Genomic DNA, 17,987 nt, shown 5'->3' with positions numbered 1-17,987 from the left:
GGGGCTTAAGGTAAATTATAGTAATTTATCCATATATGCGCAATGGTCAAGCGGGAAAAAGGCAATAAATAATCCTTGATTCAAAGCGACTTTGGAATAATGCTTCAAAAAAAGTCATAATTTCTTCGAAATTTTACAGTAGTGTTACAGAACGTATACATATTGAAGAAAAGCTACTTCATGCGTTTAAAGTGTGCTATTATCATCTCAGGTCAAAAAACAATGGATTTTTATCTAAAAATCCATTCGAAATTTGAACTAATTATGAATTTGATTATTAAATAGAAAAAGAACCATCAGTAGGGAGAGAAACACAGTGAAAAAGACATTACCTAAACGCTTAGTTAAAACAATGTTTGCTTCAGCGATTATGTTAGGCACCGTTGCAAATCCTGTTGCGACTTTTGCCCAAGACTATGATTCATTAATTCAAGGAACTCAAGCGCAAATCGATGCAATGTCAGCACAACAAGCTCAAATTTACAGTGGCTTACAAGCAGCTTACGGTCAAATCAGTGAATTATATGCGCAAGCAGATCAATTAAATGGCTTAATTGCGGAAGACGATGCAGCTATTGAAAAATTACAAACACAAATTAAAGATTTAGAAGAACTTATTGCGAAGCGCGAAAGCTTATTAGAAGATCAAGCTCGTGCTGTCCAAGTGAATGGCGGCTCAAGTGATTACTTAAACTTCGTAGCTTCTTCTGAGTCAATCTCTGATTTTGTAGGTCGTTTGGATGTTGTAAGTAAAATGGTTACAGCAAACAAAGATTTAATCACTACTCAAAAAGAAGATAAAAAAGCTGTAGTAGCTAAACAAGCTGAAGTAGAAGAAACTAAACAAGCTAAAGTAGCTAAATTAGGTGAACTTGAAGCGATTAAAGGTGACTTAGAAGTTCAAGCGGCGAATGCAGAAGCAGCCTATAACCAATTAGCTAATGATATTTCATTAGCAGCTAGCAGTCGTGATGCGTTAATCGCTGAAAAACAAGCCTTTGAAGCTGAACAAGCTCGTATGGCTGCTGAAGCTGCTGCTCAAGCACAAGCTGCCGCAGAAGCGCAAGCCGCTGCCGAAGCACAAGCTGCAACTAGCGAACAAGAAGTTGCTTCACAAGAAAGTCAAGCAGCATCTGAAACACAAACTGAACAAAATGGTCAAACAACAACTGTGGCTGTTGAAGAAACAAGTCAAGCATCTTCAACTGAAGTTGTAACAGAAGCTGGTCAAACAACTGCTGCAACAGTTGCTCAAACGGAAGTAGCTACGACCGCAGCACCTGTTACTACTCAAGCGCCAAAACCAGTGAAGAAAGCTCCAGCTCCAAAAGCTAGCACATCTTCTAATTACGGTGACGTAATCAAAACAGCTGAACAATACTTAGGAACTCCATACGTATGGGGCGGAAAAAATCCAAGTGGTTTTGACTGTTCTGGTTTAGTAAACTATGTTTATAAACAAGCTTACGGTAAAGATTTAGGTGGTTGGACTGTTCCTCAAGAGTCATCAGGTTCACGTATTAACGTAGCTGATGCTAAAGCTGGGGACTTATACTTCTGGGGTACACCAGGTTCTTCATACCACGTAGCTATTGCAGCAGGTAATGGACGTTATATCCACGCTCCACAACCAGGTGAATCAGTTAAATATTCAACAACTGAATGGTTTGCTCCTGACTTTGCAGTTCGTCCAAACTAATAGTTATTTAAAGTAAGGCAGGTTACCCACGGGTAACCTGTTTTTTCTTTGTCTTAAAAGGCAAAGAATTACCGACCTAATAGACTTATTATTAGGACTTTGTGGTATACTAGGACCATCAGAATTTTGAAGGAGGCACTCATTCGTGACCGATCAAGTAAAAAAACCAACTTTTTATATTTCAACACCGATTTACTACCCAAGTGGCAAGCTGCATATTGGTAATTCTTATTCGACCTTAGCCTGTGACGCAATGGCGCGTTATAAGAGACTCATGGGTTTTGATGTGTTCTACGTAACTGGAACCGATGAACACGGACAAAAAATTGAAATGAAGGCTCGTGGCTTAGACATGACGCCGCAGGCTTATGTGGATGGAATGGCGGATTCGATTAAAGCCCTTTGGCAATCTCTGGATATTCAATATGATCATTTTATTCGGACAACTGATGACTATCATGAAACGGCTGTTCAAGCAATTTTTGAACGTCTATTAGCTCAAGATGATATTTATTTAGGTGAATATTCTGGCTGGTACTCCGTTAATGATGAAGAGTATTTTACCGAGAGTCAATTGGCTGAAGTCTATCGCGATGCAGATGGGAAAGTGATAGGTGGTAAAGCTCCGTCAGGTCATGAAGTGAAGTTAGTCAAAGAAGAGTCTTATTTCTTTAGAATGTCTAAGTATGCTGACCGCTTATTAGCCTACTATGAAAGCCATCCAGATTTCATTGTGCCTAACTATCGTAAAGCGGAAATGGTAAATAATTTCATCAAACCAGGTTTGGAAGATTTGGCTGTTTCACGAACCACTTTTAGTTGGGGGGTACCAGTGAAATCCAATCCTAAACATGTTGTCTACGTATGGATTGATGCATTGGTTAATTACATCACAGCATTAGGCTATGGTTCGAACGAGACTGGCAATTTTGATAAGTTTTGGCCAGCGGATGTCCATGTAATTGGTAAGGATATTTCCCGCTTCCATATGATTTACTGGCCGACGATGTTAATGGCGCTCGATTTGCCTTTGCCTAAGAAAATCTTTGCCCATGGTTGGTTATTAATGAAAGACGGCAAAATGTCTAAATCTAAAGGAAATGTCGTTTATCCCGATATGCTTATTGAGCGTTATGGTTTGGATGCTACTCGTTATTACCTCTTAAGAGAATTAAGTCAGGGCAATGACGCTATCTTCACTCCAGAAGACTTTGTCAGCCGGATTAACACAGAATTAGCCAATGACTTAGGTAACTTATTGAATCGGACTGTGGCTATGATGAATAAATATTGTCAAGGACACATCCCTACTAATTTAGACTCAGCTAAGTTAAATGAGGTTGATGCTAGCCTAGAGTCCTTTGCCAACCAAACGATTCAAGCCTATCATCAAGCTATGGATCAACTTCAGTTTTCATTGGCTTTGGAGCATGCTATGCAAATGGTATCGCGGGCTAATAAATATATTGATGAAACGAGTCCGTGGGTTTTGGCTAAAGATGACAGTAAAAAAGGTCAACTTGATTCGGTCATGTATCATTTAGCTGAAGTCTTGCGTATAGCTGCTCACTTATATAGACCGTTCATGACCCAAGCGCCGAGCCAGATTTTCCACCAATTAGGTCTAGATAACGAGTTGGAACGCGATTTAACGCAATTAACTTGGGGTCAATTACCAGAAGGAGCGCAAGTCATTGCTAAAGGTAGTCCGATTTTTCCGCGTTTAGATGTTGAAGTGGAAGTGACGTATATCCAAGAAGCGATGAAACCAAAAGAAGTTCAAAGTCAAAATCAATCAGTTGATGACCCTGAATGGCACCCTGAAGAGGTTCAATTAGTTCGGTCAAATGATCAGTCTATTACTTTTGATGATTTCGTGAAAGTAGAAATGAAAGTCGCTCAAATTATCGATTGTCAACCGGTTCCGGGTTCTAATAAATTATTGCGCTTCCGTTTGGATGCGGGTGATCAAGGTCATCGTCAAATTTTATCGGGTATTGCTAAACACTATCCAGATTATGCAGCCTTGGTAGGTCGTAAAGTGGCCATTGTCGCCAACTTAACGCCGCGAAAGATGATGGGTTATATCAGTCAAGGTATGATCTTATCTGCTGAACATGAAGGTCAACTTTCCTTGGTTTTTGTAGATGATGCTGTTCAAGTGGGTGCTTTGTTAGGCTAATCCAGAATATTAAGCTATCACACATCCTCAAGTCCACTGAAGACTTGAGGGTGTTTTATCAATAAGAAAGGACGCGATGATATGCCCTTATTTGATACACATACACACTTAAATGCCCAGCAATTTGTCGGACGCGAAGTTGAAATAGTTGAAGCAGCACTCGCTCAAGATGTTGCTTATCTAGCGGTGGTGGGTTTTGATCAAGACACCATTGAAAAAAGTTTGCAGTTGAGTCAACAATTTGCCAATGTCATTTCAGTGGTAGGTTGGCATCCAACCGAAGCGGAATCTTATACACCGGAAATCGAAACTAAGTTATATGAATGGCTACAAGCACCAAAAGTGCAAATGTTGGGTGAAATTGGTCTTGATTATTATTGGGATACGGCGTCCAAATCTAAACAAGATCAAGTTTTCCGTCGGCAGATTGGCATAGCTAAGGAATTAAATTTACCGATTACCATTCACAATCGTGAAGCAACTGAGGATTGCTACCGTATATTGAAAGAGGAGGGGCTTCCTCAAGCAGGTGGAATCATGCACAGCTTTGGTGGAAATGCCGAAGAAGCCAAGCAATTTCTGGATTTAGGTATGCATATTTCTTTTTCGGGAGTATTGACCTTTAAAAAAGCGGAAGAAGTACGCCAAGCAGCAAGTGTCGTCCCGATGGATCGCTTGTTGGTTGAGACTGATGCCCCTTATTTGACCCCGGTTCCTTATCGAGGCAAAGAAAACCAACCTCAATATGTGCGTTTAGTAGCTGAGGAATTGGCTCGAGTCAAAGGAGTTGACTATGAAACCTTGGCTAAGGTGACCACGGACAATGCTTTTAAATTATTTAATTGGAGACCTTGAGCATGACATATGACATAAAGGATGTTCCCCGCGAAATTATTATTGTCGAAGGACGCGATGATACGAAACGTTTAATTGAGACCTTTGGTCCCCAAGTTAAAACGATTGAAACAGGTGGCTCTGCTTTAAGCCGCAAAGTCCAAGCCGAAATTAAAGCTTTAGCTGCTGACTATGAATTTATTATCCTGACTGACCCTGATTATCAAGGTCAACGATTGCGTAACCTACTGAGTCAGCTTGTGCCTCAAGCCAAGCATGCTTTTATTGAACCAGAGCTTGCTCGTTCGACACAGCGCAAAGCTAGTTTAGGAGTAGAACACGCTACCCCTGAGACGATTCGTCAAGCATTAGCTGAGGTTATGACGCCAAGCTCGCAAGAACAAATGGAGTGGATTCCGCTCCATCAACTGGTTCAATTAGGCTTGATTGGCCATCCTCAGGCCAACCTTCGTCGCCAACTTATTGCCAAAGAACTTCATCTTGGCTATGTAAATGGCAAGCAGTTACAGAAGCGTTTGGCGCAATATCAGATTCGGCTTGAACAAATTCAAGCTATTTTGGAAAAGGAGGAATAAACCATGACAGAATTTCGTCCTATTGCTACACCTACACGGACAGTTGATATCATGAAACGGTATGATATTAAGATGAAGAAAAGTCTAGGGCAAAACTTTCTCATTGAACCTCGCATGTTGGAGAAGATGATTCAGGCTGGACAGATTGATCAAACAACGACCGTTATTGAAATAGGTCCGGGTATCGGAGCTTTAACCCAGTATCTGGCTCATTATGCTGAACGGGTGCTTGCTTTTGAGATTGATCAACGCTTTGTTTCAATCTTGGGTGAAACGCTAGCCGATTACGATAACGTCCAAATTATTCCTCAAGATATTCTCAAAGTGAATTTTGCTGCCGATGAGTTGACTTGGCTGAGACAGGTGTCTCGTTTGGTGGTAGTAGCTAACTTGCCTTACTATATTACAACCCCGATTATTATGCATTTAATTGAAAGCGGCTTGCCTTTTGACCGTTTAGTCATGATGATGCAAAAAGAAGTCGCTGAGCGAATGACGGCTCAGGTGGGTACTAAAGCCTATAATTCCTTAACTATTGCCATTCAGCAAAATATGGAAGCTAAGATTGATTTTATTGTGCCTAAGAATGTCTTCATACCTAAGCCAAACGTTGATTCAGCTGTTTTGGTCTTGACCCGACGTCAATCTCCTTTGGTACATGTATCGGATCCTTTAGCTTTTCAATCCTTTGTACAAGTAGCTTTTCAACAACGGCGTAAAACCTTATGGAATAATTTAAAAACAGCCTTGGTAAACTCAGACTATTCGGTTGATCGATTACAAGAATTATTTGACCAAACGGGAATAGAACCAGTGCGACGAGCAGAAACGTTATCCATTCATGAATTTGCCCATTTATTCCAACTATATCAACAGCAAAATTCATTAGTAAATTAAATTATTTTTTTCTTGCACATAAGCGAGCTCTGTGATAACATTGATTATTTTATAAATTTGTGATATACTTACCCTGTGAGGTGAGGCACATGCCGAAAGATTTGGTAGAAATCAAGTCTATTTTAGATGATAAGCTTGGTGAAGAGATTGTCGTAACGGTTCAAATGGGTCGCAAAAAGAAAAAAGAACGCCGTGGCGTTCTTCGAGAAACCTATCGCTCTGTTTTTGTTGTTGATTTAGATCAAGATGAAAATGCGTTTGATCGTGTTTCCTATAGTTATCGAGATGTCTTAACGAACTCGATTCGTTTAGAATTTGTTAAATAAAAAAGAGAGCCAAATTTTTTGGCTCTCTTTTTGTGTGAATTAAATTTATTTTTCTAATTGGGCAAAACCTTCTTCAATCACTTTTCTTAAAGTGTTAGCAGAAAGGGCCATTTTTTCTTTTTCTGAGTCATTTAAAGGTATTTCAATAACCTTTTCAATACCTTGACTACCGATGACGGCTGGACAACCAATAAAAATATCAGCCTGATCATATTCACCGTCTAAATAGACGGATAAAGGAAAGATGGCTTTTTCATCATTGAGAATAGCTGTGCAAATACGTGCTAAGGCAGCAGCTATTCCATAATAAGTTGCTCCTTTTTTAGCAATGATTTCATAGGCTGCATCGCGCACTTTGAAGAAGACTTCGACTAAAGCTTGTTCGTCTGTGTGGTTCTTTTTAACCCATTCGTAAATTTGTAAGCCCCCGATGTTGGCATGAGACCAGACTGGGAATTCAGTATCGCCATGTTCGCCTAAGATGTAACCATGCACATTACGAGCGTCTACGCCGACTAATTGAGCGATTTCTTGTTTGAAGCGGGCAGTATCAAGTGATGTTCCTGATCCGATGACCCGTTCTTTAGGGAAGCCAGAGAATTTCCATGTGGCATAAGTTAAAATATCAACAGGATTCGCCGCTACCAAGAAGATACCATCGAAGCCAGATTCAACGATTTGACTAATGATACCTTGATAGATTTTGAGGTTTTTATGGACTAAATCTAAGCGTGTTTCGCCAGGCTTTTGAGCGGCCCCAGCTGTTAATACGACAATGTCTGCATCGTGACAATCAGAGTATTCAGCAGCGTAAATTTTCTTGGGTGAGTTGAAGGCGAGAGCACTTGCTAAATCCAAGGCATCGCCGACAGTTTTATCTTTATTAATATCAATAATACCTAACTCGCGACCAACATTTTGAGTGACTAATGCAAATGCGAAACTCGATCCGACTGCGCCATCGCCAACTAAAATAATTTTGTGAGTTGACATTTCTTTTTTGGGGTTCATAGCAAGTCCTCCTTAGGGTATATTCTAATTATAACATAGGGTTACTTAAAATAAAATATACAGTTTTGTTCTGTTTTAAAGAGAATAATCCTAAATAATATAACAGTTATATGATTTGGTTGTAACAGATTATGTGACTGCACGATGAAAAATACAAGAGATAGTAAGGTCTACAAGTAATTAATAGAACTTTTGCTAGGATATTGCAAGAAAAGTGTCTCTTATATACTTGGCCGTTTGATAAAGCTAGAATTGAACAGTTCTACTGCTTGATGATGATTGAGAGAATCAAGGAAGGCATTTGCGTAAACTTATGCTATAATAAGCAGACCAAGGCAAGAAAATACATGTATTTGGGTGAGAAAGAATGAAATTAATTATTGGTCTAGGAAACCCTGGCGAAAAATATGCGGGCACTCGGCATAATATTGGTTTTGATGTGGTGGATCAACTTTTAGAACGTCATCATTTGAAGATGACCGATCAGAAGTTTCGAGCGGATTATACGGTTGCTCATATAGGGCAAGAAAAGGTGCTATTTGTTAAACCTTATACCTATATGAATCTATCGGGAGAGGCCCTCTTACCACTGATGTCTTATTATCATGTTGCTATGGAAGACATATTAGTTGTTTACGATGATTTAGATTTGGAACCTGGCCGTATTCGTTTGCGACAAACCGGTTCGGCTGGTGGTCACAATGGGATTAAATCTATTATCCAAATGTTAGGAAGTCAAGATTTTAATCGCATCCGAGTTGGGATTGGACGCCCTAGTGGTGGTTGGAAAGTGGTTGACCATGTCTTGGCCCCTTTTTCAGCTGATCAGCGTCCCTTGATTGATCAAGCAAATCAGCTAGCCGCTGATGCTGTTGAATATTGGTTGCAGGGACATGATTTTATTGATGTGATGAATCGCTATAATCAACGTAAAGCCTAAGTCAAAGCGCCGATAAGGGGGTCAGGAAACTGAGTCCCTTCTTCCTATGGCTATTGTTAGAACTAATTAAGTAAAGGAGGCTGCCAACATGCTAGCCACAATCTTTAATGCACCCTTTGATCCAGTCGTACAACAACTGAAAAAAAATAGCGGGCAAGACTTGCCCCATTTGGTGACGGGTCTAGATGATAGTGCACGGGCTGTCTTATTAGCTCAGCTCTACCAAGAACAACCGCAACAAATGATCGTGGTTGAACCGGTGGCCACTCATTTAAGCCAATTATGTGAAGACTTACAACAACTCCTACCAAACGTTAAAGTGTTGGAATTTCCAGTTGAGGAAGCCTTAGCTTTAGAATATTCCTATGCTTCCTTTGATTCACTCGCTCAGCGGTTAGAGTGTCTAGTGGCTTTACTTAATCAAGAAGCCTGCATTATCATTTGTTCACCAGCTGCTTTGCGTAAACAACTCAATCCACCTGAGCAATGGCAGCAGCAAGTTCAAACATTAGAGCTAGGTCAGGAAATGGATCGCCAACAACTTGAACGCCAACTTCATAACTTTGGCTACCATCACCAACCTATGGTTCAGAGTCCAGGCGAATACAGTATTCGAGGTTCGATAGTTGATTTCTATCCACTCAATCAACCGCATCCCATTCGTTTAGACTTCTTTGATACTGAACTGGATTCCATCCGTCTATTTGATGCGCAAACACAAGAATCAATTGAGAATCGAGATCGTGTTGTGTTGGCTCCGGCTACGGATCTGCTCTTTACTTTAGAAGAGCAACAAGCCTTGCTACCAAAATTAGAAACAAAATTAGAACAAGTAACCCAACGAATGCAAGATCAAGAACTGGCTCAACAAATTAAGCGTGCGATGGTCGACCAGTTGGCGCAACTAAAGGCGGGACAGCCCCTGAAATATGCGCCAGCCTTTTTCCGTTTCAACCAATCAAAACCAGCGTCGTTATTGGATTATGCTCAGCCATCCGCCTGTTTGGTGCTGATGGAATACGGTAAAATTGTGGCGCAAGAGCATCAATTAGCCCAAGAGGATCAGTATTGGCTTGAACAAGAGATTGTAAAAGGGACTATCCTACCTAATGTTGCGGTGCACCATAATTGTATCGAACTGATCCGCCAATCAGACTTGCCTAAATTGCATTTTTCAGTAATGCACCGAGGTTTGGGTAATCTCACTTTTGCGGCAGTTCACGCTTTTCAATATCGCTCGATGAACCCTTTCTTTAATCAAATGCCGTTGGTCAAAACCGAAGTTGATCATTGGATTAAGCAAGGTTATACCATCCAAGTTTTGGCCTCATCAGCTAAGCAAGCTCAAAAGACCCAAGCTCGTTTTGAAGAGTATGGAATGATGGGGTATTTGGTGGAACAAGCGACCGATATTATGAAAGGTAGGATCAACATTAGTCAGTTGACCTTGACTAATGGGTTTGAACTGCCCCTCGCTAAATGGGTTGTCTTAACTGAACGAGAACTCTTTAACCAACTGAAGAAGCGCCATGTTCGACCGCAAAATCTATCGAATGCTGAACGAATTAAATCCTACAATGAATTGACTGTGGGTGACTATGTGGTCCATGTGAATCATGGAATCGGGCTCTATACGGGCATGGACACCTTGGAAATCAATGGGATTCATAAGGATTTGTTAGCTATTGAATATCAAAATAAGGCTCGTGTTCTGATTCCGGTCGACCAAATACATCTGCTGCAGAAGTATGTTTCGTCTGAATCACGGACTCCTAAAATCAACAAACTGGGTGGCACGGACTGGGTAAAAACTAAGCAGAAAGTGGCGGCTAAAGTTGAAGACATTGCTGATGAACTCATTGCGCTCTATGCACAACGAGAGCAGGAACAAGGTTATGCTTTTGGTCCAGATACGCCTGAACAAGCTGAATTTGAACAAGCATTTGCTTACGTTGAGACACCCGATCAATTGCGCTCGACCCAAGAAATTAAGGCGGATATGGAAAAAATTCGGCCAATGGACCGCTTATTAGTGGGAGATGTGGGTTATGGTAAGACCGAAGTGGCGATGCGGGCGATTTTTAAAGCTGTGATGGATGGCAAGCAAGTGGCCTTTTTGGTACCTACGACTATTTTGGCTCAGCAACACTATAATTCATTGGTGCAACGGTTTGCTGACTATCCGTTTGAAATTGGGCTCTTATCACGCTTTGCTAGTAAAACCAGCCAACAAGAAACTTTGAAGGGCTTGGCTTCCGGCCAATGTGCCATCGTTGTCGGCACGCATCGCTTACTTTCAAAAGATGTCCACTTCCTTGATTTAGGTCTGTTGATTGTCGACGAGGAGCAACGCTTTGGTGTTAAACACAAAGAACGTTTGAAACAATTAAAAGCTCAAGTTGATGTCTTAACGCTAACGGCTACCCCGATTCCGAGGACCTTACATATGTCTATGATCGGTGTCCGTGACCTATCTTTAATTGAAACGCCGCCAAACAACCGTTTTCCAGTGCAAACCTATGTAATGGAACGTAATGACGGGGCAATCAAAACGGCAATCGAAAGAGAGATGGCTCGCGGAGGCCAAGTGTTTTACCTTTACAATCGTGTTGCTACGATTGATCAGCGGGCACTAGAAATTCATGATTTGGTTCCCGATGCACGCGTAGCTGTCGCTCACGGGCAGATGTCCGAAGCGGAATTAGAAACAGTTTTGATTGACTTTATCCAAGGCGCCTATGATGTTCTAGTTACCACGACTATTATTGAGACCGGGGTTGATATCCCTAACGCGAATACATTATTTATTGAAGATGCTGATCGGATGGGCTTATCTACCCTTTATCAATTGCGGGGACGGGTTGGCCGGACCCATCGGGTGGCCTATGCTTATCTGCTTTACGAACCATTTAAACAATTAAGTGAAGTCTCAGAGAAACGTCTTCAAGCTATTAAAGAATTTACTGAGTTGGGTTCAGGCTTTAAGATTGCCATGCGAGACTTATCCATTCGTGGAGCAGGTAACTTACTCGGTAAACAGCAGAGTGGTTTTATTGATTCTGTTGGTTTTGATATGTATTCACAAATGTTGAAAGAAGCTGTTGATCTTAAACGTGGCAAGAAATCGCCAGTTGGGAATGTAGCGAGTTCTGATTTGGAAATTGATTTAGCGATCGATGCCTATTTGCCGTCTGACTATATTGAAGATGGCCGCCAAAAAATAGCCATTTATAAGTCAATCCAACAATTGGATTCAGAAGAAGCCTATCGTCAGCTCCAAGATCAGTTAATTGATCGATTTGGGGAATTTCCGGATCAAGTGGCTGACCTCTTGGAAGTGGGGCTCATCCGTTACTTTGGTTCTAAAGCGGGGATGACCCAGATTAAGCAACAAAATCCATGGCTAATTATTTCCTTTAATTCCGTAGCGAGTAAGGCATTAATGGGACCGAAGATTTTTGAAGCCATGCAAGACATCCCACTTAAAGCTGAGGTGCAAATGGATCAAGACAACTTACAAGTTCGTTTCTTAATCCAAGGCAAAAAATCTTATCAGTGGTTGTCGGCTTTGCACAAGCTAGCGCAGAGAGCGGCCCAATTGGTTGAGAAGGGCCAAGCAGTGGAGTGAATCACATACAAAAGGAGGAAGAATAATGCGTTTAGATAAATTTTTAAAAATATCGCGTTTGATTAAACGTCGTAGTGTAGCTAAAGAAGTGGCAGACCAAGGACGAATTACCATTAATGGTAAAGTAGCTAAATCATCGACCGATGTAAAAATTGGTGATGAATTGACGATTCGGTTCGGTAACCGCTTGGTGACTGTACGGGTTAATGATTTGAAAGAAACGACTAAGAAGGATCAGGCCCTTGAACTATATGAGCTCATTAAAGAGGAACGGATAGCTAATCAAAGTGAAGACTCCTTGCTAGACTAACTATGTAGCGGGAATATTTAAATAAGTTTATGTACTTTAACATAGAAATTTAACTAGATTATTGATATACTCAATTAGAAAAGAGGTGAGCGAAGATGCCAACAAATCAAAAACGGTCGCAACAAGCAAGACCAAATATCATTCAATTAAATCAAGCGCGATCAGGTCAGATGGGGACCAAACTGAGCATGACTTCGTCGCCTAAAACCCGCTCTTTTAATGCAACGAAGCGGATTGCTCTACTGGGAGTCGTGGCAGTTCTGATAACCGGCGTTCCCTTAATTAATACTTTAGCGCAGTCTGTGAGCCAAAATACCAAATTGGAAGCAGCAAAAGCAGCGAACAAAGTCGCCATTCAACAGAATAAAGAAGTGGCAGATGAACTTCAACGACTTAAGGATCCTTCTTATTTAGCAGAGATTGCTCGTCGTGATTATTATTATTCTAAAGAAGGCGAAATTATTTTTGATTTAGGTCAAGACCAAGATCAAAACAGTATCTTTAACCAACAAAATTAGACTTACTGTATAAGTCTTATATAGGGTGGCTTTGCCACTGATTTTTTAAGGAGGAACTAGTTTTTTATGTCAATTGAAGTCGGTCAGAAGGTTGCGGGTAAGGTTACAGGAATCACTAATTTCGGCGCCTTTGTGGAATTACCAGAAGGTAAGACAGGGTTGATTCATATTAGTGAAATTTCAGATGGGTATATCAAAGATATCAATAGTGTTTTGACAGTGGGCCAAGAAGTTGAGGTTAAAGTCCTAACCATTGCACCTGATGGCAAAATTTCCTTATCTTTACGTCAAGCTGTCGATAAAGCACAACAACAAGCGGCTCCACAACGTTCATTTACACCGCGTGACCGTGGTAATCAGTTCCGCAAAGATAAAGACGATGATGATGCGCCACGCAAGCCTTTTAATCGTCCGAGCCATCGTCCAGATAATAATCGGAACGCGGCTGGTTCTAAGCCCTTGTCTGACTTTGATGCGATGATGAGCGGCTTCCTTAAAGATAGTGAGGATCGTTTATCTTCTTTGCGTCGTAATACGGAAGGCAAACGTGGTGGCCGTGGTGGCCGTCGCAATTAAAAGATTAACATAGAGGCAACTGCTAAGAAGCGGTTGCTTTTTCTTTTGCTTAGTGGTTGCTTCCTACTTGCGACTAAAGTTGGTACCCAAATTTGGGGAAGATTGTTATAATATGTTGGGAAGCTTTGCCGCACTCAGCGGATGATGGGGAAACGAGGGATGGAAGATGGAAGAATTGTTGCGACGTGTTAAGAATCAATTGCAAAAATGGCCAGCCTTTGATGAAGCAGATAAGATTGTTTTGGCTGTATCAGGTGGGGTTGATTCCATGGTGCTTTTGCATTTGATGCATCAAATCGTCCAATTGAAAGATTATCAGCATAAAGAACTGATTGTCGCTCATTTCAATCATCAATTACGCCTTGAAAGTACGGCAGAAGCACAAATGGTGAAGGACTATGCTTTAGCATGTGGCTGTATCTACTATAGTCAAACTTGGAAAGAACCGAGCCAGACGAATACGGAAGCTTTAGCTCGACAAGCTCGTTATACTTTTTTTGCTAATGTGTTGAAAGCGAGTCAAGCCCAGGTGCTTATGACAGCTCATCATTTGAATGATGTCGCTGAGACCTTCTTGATGCGGATGATCCGTGGGACCTCGCTAAAGGGAAGTCAAGGTATTCAATCATCCTACGAACGTATTTTGACGACGGAGGATAAACAGGTTGTCTTTACACAAATGTTGCGGCCTTTAGTTCAAATACCTAAGGACAAACTCTATGCTTACGCACAAGATTATAAGGTGCCTTTTGCTGAGGATGCGTCAAATCATACTGATAAACATTTTCGTAATCGTATTCGTCATCAGATGATTCCTTGGATGGAAGCAGAGAATCCCCAATTTTTACAGAACATTCTAGGTATTCAAGAACAATTACAGCATTCCTATCAAACGCATTTTGCTGACTATTTACAAATGGAACCGAATCTGTTAATGTATTCGCAACAAATTCAAGGGTGGATTTTATATATTCCGAATTTTCTAGCTTTGCCGGAAGCCAAATTAAAGACCTATCTATCTATTTTCTTTGAAGAGCGCCTCATCAATGATTTGCCCACATATGCCAAAGAAACGGTGGAGAGTGTGGAACAGCTGATGAAGAATCATTGGGATCCGAATGCACGGATTTCCTTAGGGTCCGACTGGGTAGCGATTCGCCAATATGATTATTTGCGGATTATGCCAATGGCCTCGCAAGCCAAGCTAGCAGATCAGGTGATGTTGCCGATTGAACAAGTTAATACTTGGTTAGTTCTTAGTGATCATGAACGCTTGGGATTGTTTGAACGTAGCCAGATTACGGGTAAGATGATGAAAGAGGCCACGGGTAAGTTAGCGGTTAATTTGGTTGATGAACGAAAAATAAAGGGTTTCTATTTGCGTCATCGCCAACAAGGGGATAAGATGCGATTAGGTATTCGCCAAGGGCAAGCCTATCATAAAAAGATTAATCGTATTATGATTGATGCCAAGATTCCACGCGATGAGCGGACACAAACTTGGTTGTTATGTGATGCGAATGATCAGATTATTTGGTGCATTCCTAAAGTGATTTCTCAATTGTATCGTGACATACAAACTGATACAATAACTCATGTATTTCTTTATCAAAACGACTATGATCAAGCTGATACTAAAACATTTGAAGGGCTGTTAAATAACCGTTTACCACTCGAAGGATAAGGAGAAGATTATGTTAGAAAAAGATATTGAACGCGTCTTAGTTTCTAAGGAAGAAATTGATCAAGCTTTGAGCCGATTAGGCCAAGATATTACCGCTGATTATGAAGGTAAAGACATCTTGGTTATCGGTATTTTAAGAGGGGCTGCCGTATTTATGGCTGACTTAGTCCGTCATATTGATGCTTATGTCACGATTGACTTTATGGATGTGTCTTCTTATGGAGATGCTACCCAATCTAGTGGTGAAGTGAAGATCCTTAAGGATTTAAATTCATCTGTTGAGGGCAAACACATTTTAATTGTTGAAGACATCATCGATACAGGACGGACCTTACATTATATTGTTGGCCTATTAGAACATCGTAAAGCTGCTTCGGTGAGAATCTGTACTTTATTAGATAAACCTGAACGTCGGGAAATTGCTGAAGTGAAACCTGACTATGTTGGTTTGGATATTCCAAATGAATTTGTGGTCGGATATGGCCTTGACTTCAAACAACGGTACCGTAATTTGCCTTATATCGGTGTCTTAAAACCCGCTATTTACCAAGAGGCATAAAGCTACCACATATTCAGCAACTGTGCTATGATGGCAAAGATTTGACTGACTTAGTTGGTAAGAAGGAGATAGACTGAATGAATAAACCAAATCCAAATAAAAATTTCTTTAGAAGTACCCTGTTTTATCTAGTGGCTTTTTTTGCCCTAGCGGGACTTTTTCAATTGTTCGCTGGCAACGGCGTGACAGGTTCTGGATCAACGAAAGAGTTGACTTCCTCTGAGTTCATGACTCAATTAGATCAAGGGAAAATTAAATCATTTGAAATCCAAAAAGCCGATGGTATCTACCTCATTAACGGGGAATTTGCTAATGGCAAGGTAAAGAAACAAGAAAGCGAAGATTTTATCTCGATGTTCAATGGCTCAAAAGCCTTGAATCGTTTCTCAGCCAAAGTATTGGACAACGACAATACGGTTAAGGAAATTACAGAATTGGCAAAAGCTAAAGAAGTCAAATTCCAAAGCGAAGGTCGTTCTAATTTGATGGACATTTTGATGTCCTTACCGTTATTGCTTTTGATGATTCCAGCTACCATGATGATGTTCTCAATGTTTCAAGGCGGTGGACCTGGTGGTGGTAAAAATGTCTTGAATTTTGGTAAATCCAAGACCAAAGATGTGTCTAAACAAAAAGTTAAAGTACGCTTTACCGATGTAGCCGGTGCTGAAGAAGAGAAGCAAGAATTAGTTGAAGTGGTTGAATTTTTAAAAGACCCTAAACGCTTTACTAAACTAGGTGCGCGGATACCAGCGGGTGTTCTTTTAGAAGGGCCTCCAGGAACGGGTAAAACCTTGTTAGCAAAAGCGGTAGCTGGTGAAGCCGGCGTGCCATTTTATAGTATCTCTGGTTCGGAATTTGTGGAGATGTTTGTCGGTGTCGGTGCTAGCCGGGTTCGTGACTTATTCGAAAATGCTAAAAAGAACGCGCCAGCGATTATATTTATTGATGAAATTGATGCGGTGGGACGCCAACGGGGAACCGGTATGGGCGGTGGTCACGATGAACGGGAACAAACCTTGAACCAACTCTTGGTTGAAATGGATGGGTTTGAAGGTAATGAAGGCGTGATTGTGATCGCGGCTACTAACCGATCTGATGTCTTAGATCCAGCCTTGTTACGTCCAGGTCGTTTTGACCGTCAAATTTTAGTAGGTAATCCGGATGTTAAAGGACGTGAAGCTGTTTTAGCTGTTCACGCCCGCAACAAAAAGATTTCACCGCTTATTGATTTGAAGACTATTGCTCAACAAACCCCAGGCTTTTCTGGGGCTGACTTGGAAAACTTGCTTAATGAGGCCGCTTTAGTCGCCGCTCGGCAAAATCATACTGAAATTATGCCGGATGATTTAGACGAAGCTCATGATCGAGTGATTGCAGGTCCAGCTAAGAAAGATCGGGAACGATCAGAGAAACAATTGCGGACAGTGGCTTACCATGAAGCGGGGCATACCGTAATTGGTATGGTCTTGAATGATGCCCGCATCGTTCACAAAGTGACGATTGTTCCTCGCGGTCGCGCAGGCGGTTATGCCATTATGCTACCTAAGGAAGATCAATTTATCGTGACCAAAGAAGAGCTTTACCAACAAGTGGTTGGTTTACTCGGTGGACGGGTGGCAGAAGAGATTGTCTTTAATTCTCAATCAACAGGCGCTAGCAATGACTTTGAGCAAGCTACACGTATTGTGCGGTCAATGATTACCGAATATGGTATGTCAGATAAGCTTGGAACCATTCAATTTGAAGGCAATCATAAAGTCTTCATCGGTCGCGATTATGGTCAATCTCCGGCTTATTCTGATCAAATAGCCTATGAAATCGATCTAGAAGTTCGCCGCATGATGAAAGAAGCCCATGACGAAGCGCATCGTATTATTACTGAACACCGTCAGCAATTAAATGTTATTGCTGAAAAATTACTTGAAGTCGAAACGCTTGATAAAGCTCAAATTAAAGCTTTGTTTGAAACAGGTCAAATGCCAGAAAAAGCAGAGCATGATCAAGAACCACTTGAACAACCGGATGATTTCCAAGAAGCTAAAGAAAAAGCTCAACAATCTGAAGATCAAGTGCATTCAGATCATGATCAAACAGCAAGTTTCGAATCGGAACAAGCTGAATCAAAAGTGCGTCAAGCCTTAGAAGATGGCAAACCGGTTATCAGCCAAGAAGATGGACAAGATAGAGTTTAAGCATGTAGAAGCAAAGTTGTCGAACAAGAACC

Annotated in this window: 15 protein-coding genes; 14 read left to right on the top strand and 1 reads right to left on the bottom strand. The window is 41.1% G+C overall.

The features are described from left to right. The first annotated feature begins 316 nt into the window (after nt 1–316). The 6 genes from EIH20_RS04560 to EIH20_RS04535 all read left to right on the top strand — a co-directional run bounded on the left by EIH20_RS04560 (nt 317) and on the right by EIH20_RS04535 (nt 6,534). A complete protein-coding gene (locus tag EIH20_RS04560) occupies nt 317–1,699 on the top strand; it encodes a C40 family peptidase (protein ID WP_124058206.1) in 1,383 nt (460 codons plus the stop codon). A 145-nt stretch (nt 1,700–1,844) separates the two neighbouring features. After that, nucleotides 1,845–3,881 (top strand): methionine--tRNA ligase, encoded by a 2,037-nt coding sequence (gene metG / locus EIH20_RS04555; RefSeq protein ID WP_124058204.1) that lies wholly within the window; start codon nt 1,845–1,847, stop codon nt 3,879–3,881. An 81-nt stretch (nt 3,882–3,962) separates the two neighbouring features. Next, nucleotides 3,963–4,736: a TatD family hydrolase gene (locus EIH20_RS04550; RefSeq protein ID WP_124058202.1), complete on the top strand. Its 774-nt coding sequence runs from the start codon at nt 3,963–3,965 to the stop codon at nt 4,734–4,736. Nucleotides 4,737–4,738: 2 nt separating this feature from the next. Continuing rightward, on the top strand, nt 4,739–5,311 hold the full coding sequence (rnmV, locus tag EIH20_RS04545) for a ribonuclease M5 (RefSeq protein WP_124058200.1): 573 nt from the start codon (nt 4,739–4,741) through the stop codon (nt 5,309–5,311). A gap of 3 nt (nt 5,312–5,314) precedes the next feature. Beyond that, nucleotides 5,315–6,208 (top strand): 16S rRNA (adenine(1518)-N(6)/adenine(1519)-N(6))-dimethyltransferase RsmA, encoded by an 894-nt coding sequence (gene rsmA, locus EIH20_RS04540; protein WP_124058198.1) that lies wholly within the window; start codon nt 5,315–5,317, stop codon nt 6,206–6,208. Nucleotides 6,209–6,297: 89 nt separating this feature from the next. Then, nucleotides 6,298–6,534, top strand: coding sequence for a Veg family protein (locus EIH20_RS04535; RefSeq protein ID WP_124058196.1), 237 nt, complete (start codon nt 6,298–6,300; stop codon nt 6,532–6,534). Between the two features lie 45 nt (nt 6,535–6,579). Here EIH20_RS04535 and EIH20_RS04530 read toward each other — a convergent pair whose 3' ends face one another. Continuing rightward, nucleotides 6,580–7,545: an L-lactate dehydrogenase gene (locus EIH20_RS04530; protein WP_124058194.1), complete on the bottom strand. Its 966-nt coding sequence runs from the start codon at nt 7,543–7,545 to the stop codon at nt 6,580–6,582. Nucleotides 7,546–7,912: 367 nt separating this feature from the next. On the opposite strand from EIH20_RS04530, the gene pth reads away from it, so the two are divergent. The 8 genes from pth to ftsH all read left to right on the top strand — a co-directional run bounded on the left by pth (nt 7,913) and on the right by ftsH (nt 17,955). Continuing rightward, a complete protein-coding gene (pth, locus tag EIH20_RS04525; RefSeq protein WP_124058192.1) occupies nt 7,913–8,485 on the top strand; it encodes an aminoacyl-tRNA hydrolase in 573 nt (190 codons plus the stop codon). 88 nt (nt 8,486–8,573) lie between these two features. Then, complete coding sequence (mfd, locus tag EIH20_RS04520) at nt 8,574–12,113, top strand: transcription-repair coupling factor (RefSeq protein ID WP_124058190.1); 3,540 nt, start codon at nt 8,574–8,576, stop codon at nt 12,111–12,113. Nucleotides 12,114–12,138: 25 nt separating this feature from the next. Continuing rightward, a complete protein-coding gene (locus EIH20_RS04515; RefSeq protein ID WP_124058188.1) occupies nt 12,139–12,423 on the top strand; it encodes an RNA-binding S4 domain-containing protein in 285 nt (94 codons plus the stop codon). Between the two features lie 95 nt (nt 12,424–12,518). After that, complete coding sequence (locus EIH20_RS04510; protein ID WP_124058186.1) at nt 12,519–12,941, top strand: FtsB family cell division protein; 423 nt, start codon at nt 12,519–12,521, stop codon at nt 12,939–12,941. 66 nt (nt 12,942–13,007) lie between these two features. Continuing rightward, nucleotides 13,008–13,517, top strand: a complete 510-nt coding sequence (locus EIH20_RS04505; protein WP_124058184.1) for a S1 domain-containing RNA-binding protein — start codon at nt 13,008–13,010, stop codon at nt 13,515–13,517. Nucleotides 13,518–13,683: 166 nt separating this feature from the next. Next, a complete protein-coding gene (tilS, locus tag EIH20_RS04500; RefSeq protein WP_124058182.1) occupies nt 13,684–15,201 on the top strand; it encodes a tRNA lysidine(34) synthetase TilS in 1,518 nt (505 codons plus the stop codon). Between the two features lie 10 nt (nt 15,202–15,211). Next, nucleotides 15,212–15,760 carry a hypoxanthine phosphoribosyltransferase gene (gene hpt / locus EIH20_RS04495; RefSeq protein ID WP_124058180.1) on the top strand — a complete coding sequence of 183 codons (549 nt, stop codon included), beginning with the start codon at nt 15,212–15,214 and terminating at the stop codon, nt 15,758–15,760. A 77-nt stretch (nt 15,761–15,837) separates the two neighbouring features. Further along, nucleotides 15,838–17,955: an ATP-dependent zinc metalloprotease FtsH gene (gene ftsH, locus EIH20_RS04490; protein ID WP_124058178.1), complete on the top strand. Its 2,118-nt coding sequence runs from the start codon at nt 15,838–15,840 to the stop codon at nt 17,953–17,955. The last annotated feature ends 32 nt before the right edge of the window (nt 17,956–17,987 follow it).

It is taken from the genome of Vaginisenegalia massiliensis (genome assembly GCF_900604935.1).
GTDB classification, from domain to species: domain Bacteria; phylum Bacillota; class Bacilli; order Lactobacillales; family Aerococcaceae; genus Vaginisenegalia; species Vaginisenegalia massiliensis.
This window is presented reverse-complemented; position numbering and strand designations above follow the sequence as displayed.